At 56.9% G+C, this 13818-nt stretch carries 13 protein-coding genes; 8 read left to right on the forward strand and 5 right to left on the reverse strand.

Translation table 11 applies throughout. The features are described from left to right. Nucleotides 1-401: 401 nt before the first annotated feature. The 5 genes from ACR0JF_RS22135 to dctP form a co-directional block, all read right to left on the reverse strand. Nucleotides 402-1916 (reverse strand): malonate--CoA ligase, encoded by a 1515-nt coding sequence (locus tag ACR0JF_RS22135; protein ID WP_170659209.1) that lies wholly within the window; start codon nt 1914-1916, stop codon nt 402-404. Nucleotides 1917-1921: 5 nt separating this feature from the next. After that, complete coding sequence (locus ACR0JF_RS22140) at nt 1922-3178, reverse strand: malonyl-CoA decarboxylase domain-containing protein (protein ID WP_170659207.1); 1257 nt, start codon at nt 3176-3178, stop codon at nt 1922-1924. After that, nucleotides 3175-4491 carry a TRAP transporter large permease gene (locus ACR0JF_RS22145; RefSeq protein WP_170659206.1) on the reverse strand — a complete coding sequence of 439 codons (1317 nt, stop codon included), beginning with the start codon at nt 4489-4491 and terminating at the stop codon, nt 3175-3177. The genes ACR0JF_RS22140 and ACR0JF_RS22145 overlap by 4 nt, the downstream gene beginning before the upstream one ends. A 5-nt stretch (nt 4492-4496) precedes the next feature. After that, a complete protein-coding gene (locus ACR0JF_RS22150) occupies nt 4497-5039 on the reverse strand; it encodes a TRAP transporter small permease (RefSeq protein WP_170378218.1) in 543 nt (180 codons plus the stop codon). A 93-nt stretch (nt 5040-5132) separates the two neighbouring features. Beyond that, nucleotides 5133-6119, reverse strand: a complete 987-nt coding sequence (gene dctP / locus ACR0JF_RS22155) for a TRAP transporter substrate-binding protein DctP (RefSeq protein ID WP_170659204.1) — start codon at nt 6117-6119, stop codon at nt 5133-5135. Nucleotides 6120-6253: 134 nt separating this feature from the next. Between dctP and ACR0JF_RS22160 the strand changes: the two genes are divergently transcribed. The 8 genes from ACR0JF_RS22160 (at nt 6254) to ACR0JF_RS22195 (ending at nt 13348) form a co-directional block, all read left to right on the forward strand. Further along, nucleotides 6254-6913 carry a GntR family transcriptional regulator gene (locus tag ACR0JF_RS22160; RefSeq protein ID WP_170659202.1) on the forward strand — a complete coding sequence of 220 codons (660 nt, stop codon included), beginning with the start codon at nt 6254-6256 and terminating at the stop codon, nt 6911-6913. 185 nt (nt 6914-7098) lie between these two features. After that, on the forward strand, nt 7099-7773 hold the full coding sequence (locus ACR0JF_RS22165) for a Crp/Fnr family transcriptional regulator (RefSeq protein WP_170659201.1): 675 nt from the start codon (nt 7099-7101) through the stop codon (nt 7771-7773). A 102-nt stretch (nt 7774-7875) separates the two neighbouring features. Beyond that, nucleotides 7876-8085: a YgaP family membrane protein gene (locus tag ACR0JF_RS22170; protein WP_170659199.1), complete on the forward strand. Its 210-nt coding sequence runs from the start codon at nt 7876-7878 to the stop codon at nt 8083-8085. Then, the gene (locus ACR0JF_RS22175; RefSeq protein WP_480669927.1) at nt 8070-8519 is read left to right on the forward strand and encodes a YeeE/YedE family protein; all 450 of its coding nucleotides are present in this window, start codon (nt 8070-8072) and stop codon (nt 8517-8519) included. Before ACR0JF_RS22170 ends, ACR0JF_RS22175 begins: the two co-directional genes overlap by 16 nt. 3 nt (nt 8520-8522) lie before the next feature. After that, on the forward strand, nt 8523-8960 hold the full coding sequence (locus ACR0JF_RS22180; RefSeq protein ID WP_170659197.1) for a DUF6691 family protein: 438 nt from the start codon (nt 8523-8525) through the stop codon (nt 8958-8960). 24 nt (nt 8961-8984) lie between these two features. Continuing rightward, nucleotides 8985-9869, forward strand: a complete 885-nt coding sequence (locus tag ACR0JF_RS22185; RefSeq protein WP_170659195.1) for an MBL fold metallo-hydrolase — start codon at nt 8985-8987, stop codon at nt 9867-9869. Nucleotides 9870-9890: 21 nt separating this feature from the next. After that, a complete protein-coding gene (locus ACR0JF_RS22190) occupies nt 9891-11570 on the forward strand; it encodes a bifunctional protein tyrosine phosphatase family protein/NAD(P)/FAD-dependent oxidoreductase (RefSeq protein WP_170659193.1) in 1680 nt (559 codons plus the stop codon). Between the two features lie 23 nt (nt 11571-11593). Then, nucleotides 11594-13348 (forward strand): SulP family inorganic anion transporter, encoded by a 1755-nt coding sequence (locus tag ACR0JF_RS22195; protein ID WP_480669930.1) that lies wholly within the window; start codon nt 11594-11596, stop codon nt 13346-13348. The last annotated feature ends 470 nt before the right edge of the window (nt 13349-13818 follow it).

Consider the following 13818-nt stretch of genomic DNA (forward strand, 5'->3'; position numbering starts at 1 on the left):
TCTAATAGCAACATTAATCGGGCTGCGCTTTACCCGACCTGAAGGAGATACAAAACGTTCAACTTTGGGAAAACGGCCTTTGGGGCCGCCAGTATTGTTGCGCTCGGCGAAACCGCAGCTTTGTCGCAGCGCCGGTTTACTGCAAGAAACTTTGACCCGCCATGCGCTATACATGACATCATCCAAGTATTGGCTCAAGTTTTCGAACCATACCATGACGGATGGCCAGCTGATTCGTCATGCGGGTTATGAAAATATGTATATCTGCGAACTGACCGAGACTCCTCGACAGGTTTGGCTAAGTGACATCTAACGTGTTTTTCGCGCACGACTTTTGCGAAATTGGGGCAAGCCGCAGTTGCCCCCATGTTGCATTGCTTGATCGGAAAAACGGCAGCCTCTCATGCGGCCACGAACATTTCCTTGTACTGGTCACGTAGGATGTTCTTTTGAACCTTTCCCATGGTGTTGCGGGGAAGCTCATCCATCAGGATCAACTTGCGGGGGTGCTTGAACCGCGCGAGGCTGTTGCATACCGCAGCCTGCATCTGTTCAAGGTTGGGAGTCTCTCCCGGTTCCGCGACAATCACACCAAGAACCGTTTCTCCGAAGTCTGGGTGGGGTACGCCAACGACGGCGCTTTCCAGCACGCCGGGTTGGTCATCGAGCACCAGTTCAATCTCCTTGGGGTAGATATTATAGCCACCTGAGATGATCAGGTCTTTGTTTCGGCCTACGATCTGGACATAGCCCTCTTCATCGATCCGGCCCAGATCGCCGGTGATGAAAAAGCCGTTCTCCCGTAGCTCGGCCGCGGTTTTTTCCGGCATTTGCCAATAGCCTTTGAATACGTTTGGTCCGCGCACTTCGATCTCTCCGATCTCGCCACGGGGCAGGGTGTTTCCATCAGAGTCGCAGATTTTCAGTTCAACCCCGGGCAGAGGGACCCCGACGGTACCTGCGCGACGCTCCCCTTCATAGGGGTTTGACGTATTCATGTTGGTTTCGGTCATGCCGTAGCGTTCGAGTATGCGGTGTCCGGTGCGCTGTTCGAACTGCACATGCGTTTCCGCCAGCAAGGGCGCGGAACCGGAAACAAACAGGCGCATGTGTTCGGCCAGTTCCCTTGTGAACCGATCGTCATCCAACAAGCGGGTGTAGAAAGTGGGCACGCCCATCATTGTCGTGGCCTGAGGCATCTGACGGATAACCTCGTCCAGATCGAACTTAGGCATGAAAATAATGCTACTGCCCGCAGCCAGTGACACGTTAGTTGCCACAAACAGTCCGTGAGTGTGAAAGATCGGCAGCGCGTGCAGCAGCACGTCGTCGGATGTGAAACGCCATTCTTCAACGAGCGTTTCGGCATTCGACAACAGGTTGTTCTGGGTAAGCATCGCGCCTTTGGACCGGCCCGTGGTGCCCGATGTGTAGAGGAACGCCGCCAAATCCTCGCCGTCCCGATCGACAGTGTCGAAGCTAACAGGCATTGCCGATGCCTTTTCCATCAGGCTACCGCTGCCATCCGCGTTCAGGGTCTCTACGCGCGCGCTCAGTTGCGCGCCAATGGGGACAAGGTTTTCTTCACTTCCGGAGTCACAAACGATCAGTGAGGCCCCGCTGTTTTCAATAAAGTAGGTCAGCTCATCGACGGTATAGGCGGTATTCAAGGGTAGAAACACCAGGCCGGCCTGCGCGCAAGCGGCATAGAGGGCCAGCGCTTCGGGTGATTTCTCGATCTGCGCCGCAAGCCGGTCGCCGGGTTTCAATCCCAGCTGCTTTGTCAGATGGGCGATCTGCGCAGCGGTGTTCAGAAAATCCTGATGGGTAATCACCGAACCGTCGAATAGATGCAAAAAAGGTGTGTCTTTGCCGGCGTGAGCGCCGAACAAACCGTCATAGAGAGGATTGGCCATAGGGATTACCTTTCCTGTGTCGATGTGAGAGAGGCGGACGCGGCAAGCGATTTGACCTCGGTCGAGGCGATCACCTCGCGGGTATTCGCAAATTGCTCGTGGTTCTGCGCCACGCGGCTGAGGTCATAGAGATAGTTGACCATGGTGCCACCGGACTGTGCCCGACCCTTGTCTGAGGTGTCGGCATCGGCATGAACCGCGTGAACCAGCGCTCCGTTGCCAAGATGGAACCGCGCCACGGGATCGAACGGCATGCTGCCCCGGCCCTTGGCGTTCAGCAGGTAATGCGCCGCCAGTGCCTTCATCTGATCGGGCTGTTCGATGTCCCATTCGATGTTTTCCTGCCTCAGCCACTGGCTCAGGCCAGGAATGGGCGACAGGGTGACAAAGGTCTTCAGCCCCGACAACTCCGCCGCCAGATCCGAGGCCACCTGCTTGATCAGCGAGTTGCCGAACGAGATGCTGGCCAACCCGGCCTGACAGTTCGAGATCGAGTAGAACACAGCCGTATCCGCCTGATCCTGCGGCAGCGGATCGCGGTCTTCGGCGAGCAGCGCCTGCACCGAGCCCGGGATGCCTTGGTTCAGCGCCACTTCGACAAAGATCAATGGCTCATCGGGCATTGCGGGGTGGAAGAAGGCGAAACAGCGCCGGTCGGTGGGCTCGAGCCTGCGGCGCAGATCATCCCAGCTGTCGATGGCGTGGACCGCCTCATAAGCGATGATCTTTTCCAAAATATGCGCCGGGCTTTCCCAGTTGATCGGGCGCAGCACCAGAAAGCCACGGTTGAACCAGCTGGCGAATAGATGCCGGAAGTCCAGGTCAAGCGCCTGCAGTTCCGGTTCCTTGCCGCCCAGCCGCAGCAGATCGGCGCGCATCTGTACCAGTGCGCCGGTGGCACCGGGCACGCGGTTCAACCGGCGGATCAATTCCTGTCGGGCCGGTTCCACCGCAGCCGCAAAGCTGCGATAGGTGGCTTTCGAGGGGTCGCGCTCGTATTCATCCAGCGACGACCGCACCGCCTCGGGGTCGATATTCATGGCCGAGGCGATATAGCGGAAGAACTCCAGCTTTTCCTCGTCGCCCAGAGTGTCGAACCGGGTTAGGATTTCCTCGGCCAGCGCCAGCCCCGAAGTCTCGCCCGCTGACCCGACCAGCGCATCGGCCAGTTCGGTCAGCGGGCGGCCGTCGAGGGCCGCCGCGCCCGAGCGGCGATAGCGCCGCTCGAACACAGTGGACAGAAGATCCGCCAATAGGGTCATACCGTCGCTCCCATCACCAGGTCTGGCAGCCAGGTGGCCAGACCGGGGAACAGGCAGAGCAGGACAATTGCGATCACCATGCAGGCCACGAAGGGGAGAGAGCCTGTCAGGATGGTCTTCAGCGAGATGTCGGGCGCGATGCCGTTGATCACATAGAGGTTCAAGCCGACGGGGGGTGAGATCAGACCAATCTCCATGTTGATAGTCAGTACAACCGCAAACCAGATCGGATCAAAGCCAGCGGTAGTGATAATAGGCAACAGGATCGGTGCCGCCATCAGGATTACAGCGACGGGGGGCAGGAAGAACCCGGCGATCAGCAGGAAAACATTGACCGCACCCATCAGAACCCAGCGGTTCACATCCAGCGTACCGATCCATTCAGCAATCGCCTGTGTAATGAACAGCGAGCTGAGCATGTACGAGAACACACCGGCAGCGGCGATGATGAACAGGATCATCACGCTTTCCTTGGTGCTGTCGCGCAGCACGACCCAGATGTCCTTGGGGTTCCACAGCTTGTAGATGATCATTGCGATCAGCAGGCAGAGCAGGGCACCAACGGCAGCCGTTTCCGATGGCGTGGCGATACCGCCATACATGGCGTACAGCACACCCAGAATGATGCCGAGGAAGGGTAGAACCCGCGGCAGAATCTCGAAACGCTCACGCCAAGTGTAGCTGCCAGACCCCAGACGGGTGGCGTCACCGGATTTCCAGGTCGAATACAGCGACCAGGCCATGAACAAGCCAACCAGCATCAGGCCAGGAATGACGCCAGCCAGGAACAGACGGCCAATCGAGGTCTCAGTAGCGATACCGTAGACGATCATGGTGACCGAGGGCGGGATCAAGATGCCCAGTGTACCACCCGCGGCGATGGAACCCGCAGCAACGCCGTCGGGATAGCCGCGCTTGCGCATCTCGGGGATGCCCATCTTACCGATGGCGGCACAGGTTGCGGGTGACGATCCAGACATGGCGGCGAACAAAGCGCAGGCACCAAGGTTTGATACGACCAACCCTCCGGGTACGCGGGTCAGCCAGCGTTCCAGGGCTTCGTAGAGGTCGGCTCCGGCCCTCGTCGACGCAATGGACGCCCCCATTATGATGAACATCGGGATCGACAGAAGGGCAAAGTTATCCAGCTTTCCGAACAAAATCTCAGGCATCAGTTCCAGCGAGCGCGGACCGTCGAAGACAATCAGAAACCCGGCTGAAACGATCAGCAAACCGATGGCGACCGACACGCCCGAAAACAGAACAAGGATGGTGGCGATGGCGACAATGGCGCCGAGTAGGAGAGGGTCCATCGGCTTTACTCCAGACCAAAGGGTTTATCGATGCCAAGCAGGACGGCGACGAGGTCAGCAATCAGCTGAAGCAGCAGCAATCCAAAGCCGACCGGGATGGACAGGTAGGGAATCCACAGGCGCACACCCCATACGGTGTCGGATTTCCAGCCACGCTCCCATGCGAAGTGCCAATACTCGTAGCCGTAGAACAGCATGACCGAGACGATGGCGATGGACAGGGCCGAGGTCAGGATCGCCATAAAATAGCGGGGGCGCGGGGCCAGCGAGATCGGGATCAGGTCGACATTCACATGCCCGCGCAGGCGTTGCACATAAGGTAGACCGACGAGGGTGGCGGCGATGACAAGATAGATGACCGCTTCGGTTTGCCAGATGGTCGAACCATTCAGGACAAAACGCACGACGATCATTTGGCAGGTGATGGCGACGGCAGCAACGATCATGGCTGCGGAACACCATCCGGCCAGAGTTGAAAGAGCAGCGACAAGACGAAGGAAGGGATTGTTCCCGGTATGGGAAGCAACGGCAGAGCTATGGCCAGCCATTTGCGTCTCCTAGTGATTGAGATGCAATTAAGTCTGAAGATCAGAACAGAGATCAGTGCCGGGCGGCTGAGGGGCCGCCCGGGCGAGAAAAGGTCACTCGACCGCCAGGGCCTTATCCAGCAGCTCCTGCCCGTCCGGCACTTCTTCCACGAACGCCTTGTAGGATGTTTCCTGCGCCAGAGCGCGCCATGCTTCGAAGTCTTCCGCGCTCATTTCGGCGATCTCGACGCCCGCTTCGGCGAAGACTTTGGCCGAGTTTGCGTCCTGTTTCTTGGCTTCTTCCAGATAGTAGGTCTGTGCCTTTTCAGACGCGGCCAGCAATGCAGCTTGCTGATCTTCATTCAGCCCGTCGAAGGTGGATTTGTTCATCAGCAATGGCTGGTACATGAACCACAGGGCAACGTCGCCCGCTGGCGTGTAGCAGCTGACCTGTTCGTAGATGCGATAGCTGACAAATGACGATGACGAAGTGTTGGCCGCCTGCAGAACACCGGTTTGCATGGCGTTGTAGATTTCCGATGACGCCATCGAGGCGATCGAGGCATCGGCCCCGGCCAGCATCTGCTCAAAGGATTTACCTGCTGCGCGGGTCTGTAAGCCTGCGATATCTTCGGGCTTGGTGATGCACTTGTCCTTTCCGGCAAAACCACCGGCCAGATACCCATGGACCAGAACCATCACGTCATCCTCGGCCATCTTCTCTTCCAACGCCTCCATGAAGGGAGATTCGGAGAGACGCGCTGCGTGGTCGTGGTTTTTCACCAGACCGGGCATTAAAGTCAGGTTATAGGCGGGCTGCTGACCACCGGCATAGCTGAGCGGCAGAACGGTCATGTCCAGCTGACCTCGGCTGAGCGGCTTGTACTGCTCGCGAGGTTTGAACAGCGATTTTGAGCCGAAAATCTTAATCTCCAGATCAACATCGGCGGCGGCAACCTCATCGGCCACGATCTGGGCGACCTGGTGACGGATGTCCTTGTTGGACCACTGGTGCGACAGGCGCAGCTCTTTTGCGGATACAAGCGTGCCAGCAGATACAAGCCCTGCTACAGCAACGGCTGTCTTAAAAATGGTTTTCATTATTTCCTCCCTGGTTCGACCCGGCGTACCGGGGTCAGGGTATGCTTAAGCCGGTTCTGTTTTTTAGTCAACTTTTTTGTATACAAGATCATTGCTCTTGAATTTTTCGTAGATTGAGTCCTATACATAATCCCATGGACTTACGACTTGCCGATAATATCGCCCAGGAACTGGAAGAGTTGATCTTTGACGGTACATTCTCTGACGGCGACCGTTTGGATGAGGTCAAACTAGCCGAACAGTTTGGAGTCTCAAGAACGCCACTTAGAGAAGCATTTCAACGGCTTGCGCTGTCGGGCCTAGTCGACCTTATCCCACGCCGTGGTGCTTTTGTGCGACAGCCGGGTCCCGTAGAACTAATGGAGATGTTCGAGGTCATGGCCGAGCTCGAAGCTGTCTGCGGCCGACTTGCCGCTATGCGTATCTCCGAGGAGGCGTTGAAAGATCTGACGGCCGCCAACACGAGATGTCAGCAGGCCGTCGATGCCGGTGATCCAGACACGTACTACCTCGAAAACGAACGGTTTCATCGCATTATTTACAAGCAGTCCGGGAATTCGTTTCTGGAACAAGAGGCCTCCAAGCTACATCGGCGCCTCAAACCTTTCCGGCGGCAACAGCTTCGATTTCGTGGCCGCATGGCGCAGTCGATGTCCGAGCATGAGGACATCGTTCGCGCTCTTGAGGACGGCTTGGCGGACGATACTGCCAACGCCCTTCGTTCCCACGTCGCCGTACAAGGCGAGAAGTTTCATAACCTGATGGCATCTCTAAAAAACACAACCGAGCGATAAGAGGGAGGGGGTTCACCACCTCCAGCCACGCAGCCCAATTCTATTCCAGCACGGGGAAATGCCATGTGACAGGAATGGCATCTTTCAGAACGCGGTTGTTCGCCTCACATTCAAAATATCGCATTGAGTAGCGGCACGGTTCTGGCAAAATTGCTACGGCAGTCAAAATGGTGGGATTATCGGCTATGGAATACTCTTGGATTGATAAGTTCAAAGGTCTCAGCCGCCTACCGGATACAGTGCGCGCTGATCTAATCAGCGGTAGCCAGATCGTCAACGTTCCCGCAGGAACGCAGATATTTGCGCCAGGCCAAACGGCTGACAACCTATTGCTTCTTTTGGAGGGAACCGTCCGGGTTCAGCAGAAATCTGAGACCGGGCGCGAGGTGTTCCTCTACCGTGTTCATGCCGGTGAAAGCTGCGTGCTGACCACGGCGTGTATGCTGGCCTTTGAAGACTATTCCGCCGACGGCATTGCCGAGACTGACGTTTCAGCGGTAGCTATCCCGCGCCAAACGTTCGACGATCTGGTTGCGAAATCCCCTGTGTTTCGCGAGTTCGTCTTTGCAGCGTATTCTCGCCGGATCACCGATCTCTTTACTTTGATCGACGATATCGTGTTCAAGCGTATGGATGTTCGGCTGGCCTCGCGATTGTTAGAGCTGGCCGGGATGGGCGAGACGGTGCACGCAACGCATGCAGCGTTGGGGACCGAGCTGGGCACAGCGCGCGAAGTGATCTCTCGTACCTTGGCGGAATTCCAGCGCCGTGGCTGGGTGGAACAGTCGCGTGGCGAAGTCTGCCTGACCGACCGCGAGGGGCTGGAACGCTTGGCAAGATCGGCGACTCCCGAGGTCTGAATACAAACTTTGTATTTGCTTCGGCAGTTTGGTGACCATGTCACAAAAGCTGTGAGCTGCGCCGTGCAATTGTCATTTCATAGATTCCCGATGGAGTGTGACATGACAATAAATATGGGCAAACTTGACCGCGCGTTGCGCATTCTGATTGCTGCGATGCTTCTATACATGGCTTTGGGCACGAGCGTGCTGGGAGGCGCATTCCTGTTCTGGCTGGCGCTGATCGTTGCGGGTGTGTTCACCTTCACGGCCTTTGTCGGCAACTGCCCGCTTTACCGCATCGTTGGCCTCAAGACATGTCAAGACTGCTGATGATCGAGACGGCATTTACCCCTTGGGCGTCGCTGACCGGCGGCGTTCTGATTGGAGTGGCCTCGGTGCTGCTGATGTTGCTGATGGGGCGCGTGATGGGCGCAACCGGTGTTTTGGCCGGGCTGCTGCGGCCTGCATCGTCCGGTGATTTTGCCTGGCGCGCCGCGTTGCTGGCAGGCATGGCAACCGGCCCCTTGGTGGTGAGGTTGATGTCCGGGCAGATGCCTCAGGTTCAGGTGCCGGTCTCCACTGCCGCGTTTGTTCTGGGCGGTGTGGTTGTCGGTGTCGGTGTGACCCTGGGCGGCGGCTGCACCTCGGGCCACGGTGTGTGTGGAATGGCGAGACTAAGCGTTCGCTCGATCACAGCCACAGCAACGTTCATGCTGCTCGCCTTTGCCACCGTTTTCGTCACACGCCACGTTTTCGGAGGATAAAGCGTGAAACTCATCTCAACCTATTTGATCGGTCTGGTCTTCGGTGTTGGAATCTCGCTTTCCGGCATGGCGAACCCAGCCAAGGTGCTGAATTTCTTTGACCTGTTTGGTGTCTGGGACCCGTCCCTGATCTTTGTCATGGGAGGTGCACTGATAACCACCTTTGTTGGCTACAAGATGGTCTTCGGCCGTGCCGCACCCCTGCTTGAACCTGCGTTTCATTTGCCGTCGGCGCGAAAGATTGACTTCAAGCTCGTCGGTGGGTCCGCCTTGTTCGGTATCGGTTGGGGCATCGCCGGATTCTGCCCTGGTGGCGCATTGCCCGCACTGGGCACGGGTCGCTGGGAGGTCTTCGCCTTCGTCGGCGCCTTGGTTGTGGGCATCGCCCTCGGCAAAGGCCTGCAGGCGGCGCTGGCTCCTGATTTGCAAGCACATACCTGAATTGAGACCCGGAGGAGACAAGATATGGCCACTTACCCCGTAAACATGGCGATCAAACCCAACGTATTTGCGTTCTTTGACGCGGCAACGAACACGATCAGCTACATCGTGAAAGACCCGGACTCGAGCGCTTGCGCGATCGTCGACAGTGTCATGGATATCGACTATGCGGCCGGGCGTATCACCTTTGATCACGCGGATGAGCTGATCCGGTCTGTGGTCGACAAGGGCCTGCAACTGGAGTGGATTATCGAAACCCATGTGCATGCCGATCATCTGTCCGCCGCGCCGTATATTCAGGAAAAACTTGGGGGCAAGATCGGGGTCGGCTCCAAGATCACCGTGGTGCAGGACACGTTCGGCAAGGTCTTCAACGAAGGAACCGAGTTTCAACGTGACGGCTCGCAATTCGATGCGCTGTTCGAAGATGGCGACACCTATATGATTGGGAATATGCAGGCCTATGCCATGTACACGCCAGGACATACGCCAGCCTGCATGGTTCATGTCATGGGTGATGCGGCCTTTGTTGGGGATACGCTTTTCATGCCGGACGGGGGTTCCGCCCGGGCCGATTTTCCGGGCGGCGACGCGGGCGTTCTATATGACTCGATCCAGAAAGTCCTGGCATTGCCGGATGAGACGCGTCTGTTCATGTGCCACGACTATGGGCCGAACGGGCGCGATATTGCCTGGGAAACCAGCGTAGCCGAGGAAAAGGCCCACAACATCCACGTTGGCGGTGGCAAGACAAAGGAAGAATTCGTCAAGTTCCGCACCGAACGTGATGCAACGCTGGCGATGCCAAACCTCATTATCCCTTCACTGCAGGTCAACATGAGAGCAGGCGAGGTGCCCAAGGATCCCGACGGCAACCCGATGCTCAAAGTGCCTGTAAACGCCCTCTGACAGGCCAGAAGGAGAACAGAGATGGAGTTTCGCACGTTATCACCCAAATTCACCGTCAGCCCTCAGATCTCGGTCGAGGATGTCGGGACAATCGCTGCGCAGGGTTTCCGCGCGATCATCTGTAACCGGCCGGATGGCGAAGGGGCGGATCAACCCTCGTTTAAGGAAATCGCCGCCGCAGCCAAGGCCGCAGGGATCGAGGCCCGCTATGTTCCCGTGCAATCCGGCATGGTGAAAGATCAGGATGTCGAGGCGTTTGGCGCAGCGCTTGAAGACGTCCAACGCCCGGTGTTTGCCTATTGCCGCACCGGGACACGCTCGGCCACACTGTGGTCCTTTCACGAGGCTATGAAACGGCCGATTGCCGAAGTCCTGACAGCCACCAAGGCAGCGGGCTACGACATGAACGGCGTGGCCCGCCGGATCGCAAATGGAGGCAAGACCCCAACAGATACGGGCGATGCCCATTTTCAGGTTGTTATCGTCGGCGCGGGGGCAGGGGGGATCTCGGTCGCAGCCAGTCTGAAATCGCGGCAACCCGATCTGGACATTGCCGTGATTGATCCGGCAGATGTTCACTACTATCAGCCCGGCTGGACCATGGTGGGCGGCGGTATCTTTGATGCCCAGACGACGGCCAAGACCATGGGCAGTCTGATCCCCAAGGGCGTGCATTGGATCAAGGCGGCCGTCGCTGCATTTGAGCCGGAAAGCAACGCCGTCGTTCTGGATGGCTGCCGAGTGGTGAAATACGACCGACTTGTCGTCTGCCCGGGTCTGAAGTTGGATTGGGGCAAGGTCGAGGCGCTAGAGGAAACTCTTGGCCGCAACGGCGTAACCTCGAACTATCGCTATGATCTTGCCCCATATACGTGGCAGTTGGTGCGTGAGATGCAAAAGGGCAGGGCAATTTTTACCCAGCCTCCGATGCCAATCAAATGTGCCGGTGCGCCGCAAAAGGCCATGTACCTGTCCGGCGACGCGTGGTCCCGGCGGGGCGTACTGAGCGACATTGACATCCAGTTCATGAACGCCGGTGGAGTGCTGTTCGGCGTCAAGGACTATGTCCCGGCGCTGGAGGGCTATGTTAAAAAATACGGCGCTTCGTTGAACTTCTTCCACAACCTCGTTGCCATCGACGGGCCAGCAAAGACGGCAGTATTCGAGGTGACCCAACCAGACAATGAGCCGTGCAGGGTCGAAGTCTCCTTCGACATGATCCATGTCTGCCCCCCGCAAACCGCTCCGGATTTCGTGCGTGTGTCGCCGCTTGCGGATGCGGCGGGGTGGGTCGATGTCGATCAGGCCACGCTGAGGCACAAGAGCTTTGACAATATCTGGTCCTTGGGTGATGTGATGAATGCACCGAATGCCAAAACAGCAGCGGCGGCACGCAAGCAGGCGCCTACTGTGGCGGACAATATCGTGGCTGACATCGCAGGTCGCTCTGCGACGATGCAATATGACGGTTATGGCTCGTGCCCTCTGACCGTCGAACGCGGCAAGATCGTATTGGCCGAGTTCGGCTATGGTGGAGCGCTCAAGCCCAGTTTTCCGCGTTTTCTAATAGATGGCACCAAACCCAGTCGCTTGGCGTGGATTCTGAAGGAAAGCCTGCTGCCGCCGATCTACTGGAAGGCAATGCTGCGCGGCAAGGAATGGATGGCGCGTCCTGAAAAGCTGAACGTGGCCCCGGAATAGTCCTGCGCAACGAAAGACCGTAGATGATCAACCATGTTCGCCGATTTGTCCCCATTCTGGATTGGGGCCGGAGTTATACGCGCAGTGCATTTTCAAACGATATGATTGCGGCCTTGATCGTGACGATCATGTTGATCCCGCAATCGCTTGCCTACGCTCTGTTGGCAGGATTGCCGCCCGAGGCCGGTATCTACGCGTCGATTGTTCCGATTGTGCTTTATGCGATCTTCGGGACAAGCCGCGCGCTGGCGGTTGGGCCGGTGGCGGTGGTGTCGCTTTTGACCGCCACCGCGATCGGGCAGGTAGCCGAGCAGGGCACTGCAGGTTACGCCGTCGCAGCCCTGACCTTGGCCTTTCTGTCTGGCGCGTTTTTGGTGCTTATGGGCTTGATGCGGTTGGGATTCATGGCCAATTTCCTCAGCCACCCGGTGATTGCCGGGTTTATCACAGCCTCCGGCGTTTTGATTGCGACCAGTCAGCTCAGGCACATTCTGGGTGTCGATGCGCATGGGCACACACTGCCTGAAATGATCGGATCAATCCTTACACATTTGCCTGAGACAAATTGGGTGACGCTGGGAATCGGCAGCCTTGCCACCGGCTTTTTGTTCTGGGTCCGCAAGCGCCTCAAACATTTTCTTGGGCTCTTGGGGGAAGGGCCGGTTCTTGCCGACATTCTAACGAAATCCGGACCTGTCGCCGCCGTGGTCGCCACAACTGTTACCGTATGGGTTTTGGGCCTGAATGCTAAAGGGGTGCAGATTGTAGGGACGGTGCCACAGGGCTTGCCTCCGTTCACAATGCCCAACCTTTCGTTCGATCTTGTAGAAGAACTGATCGCTCCGGCGATCCTGATTTCGATCATCGGATTTGTTGAAAGTATCTCGGTCGCACAGACACTGGCCGCAAAGAAACGCCAGCGGATTGATCCGGATCAGGAGTTGATCGGTTTGGGCGCGGCCAATCTGGGGGCAGCGTTTACAGGGGGCTATCCGGTTACGGGTGGGTTTGCGCGTTCGGTCGTCAATTTTGACGCCGGAGCCGAAACCCCTGCTGCCGGAGCATTCACGGCCGTTGGCCTTGCTATTGCCGCCTTTGCACTGACCCCGTTAGTTTACTTCCTGCCCAAGGCCACTTTGGCAGCAACGATCATCGTGGCCGTACTCAGCCTTGTAGATTTTTCAGTTCTGAAAAAGACATGGGTCTATTCTCGCGCAGATTTTGTAGCGGTAGCCGCCACCATTGGCCTAACGTTGGGGCTGGGGGTCGAGGTTGGGGTTGCCTCGGGTTTGGTAACCTCGATCCTACTGCACCTTTACAAGACTTCGCGTCCGCATGTCGCCGAGGTGGGGCTTGTGCCTGGCACGCAGCATTTCCGCAACATTCGACGTCACGAGGTTGAAACGATCCCTTCCGTCGTGAACCTACGCGTGGATCAAAGCCTGTACTTCGTTAACGCACGGTTTCTGGAAGATCTGATCCAGTACCGTGTGCCTGAAGGCTGCAGTGTCAGTCATGTGATCTTGATGTTTTCTGCGGTGAACGAGGTTGACTATTCCGCGTTGGAAAGCCTTGAGGCGATCAACCAACGCCTGTCTGATATGGGCGTCGGTCTGCATCTGTCCGAGGTCAAGGGGCCGGTCATGAACAGACTGAAGCGATCTCATTTCCTTGATCAGTTGAACGGTCGGGTATTTCTATCGCAATATGAGGCTTGGATCACTGTCGGCGCGCATGACAAAGTTGTTGAGACAGTCCGAAACAATTCGACGCTGTAGATTTGTTATCCTCTACGTCCTCTTGGAGCGCCCCGCTTACGCCCCGTATCGCGAGCGCTTAGCAGGCAATAAATGACGGTCACGAACCCTCTAGCGGTGTGTCTCCCCTCGACATGCGGTAGTCGCATTGCCAAAGTCTTCGTATGAAATAGACAATCGTTCGTCAGTTCCTCAAACAGTTCCCTAGCGAGAAAGCCTGCCTTTGGCATCTGTAAAACGCCCTTTTCGGTCAGGGTAACGAATGCACCAAGTGTAAACGTCCGGCCAATATGCAATCTTCTAGCCAAGAATAGTGAAGCCCCGACTTGTATTTGCCCTGAAGGAGTGCACTTTTTACCATAATCATAATTATAAGATTTCAGTAGCGAAATCATGCCTTTTGTCGGAGTACGTAAATAATGGGACTGAATTATTGAGACTCGCCTCCCATTGAATTCAACACCTTAGGTTTTTTCGCTTGTTTAATGTTT

The organism is Ruegeria sp. BG11 (assembly GCF_056538565.1).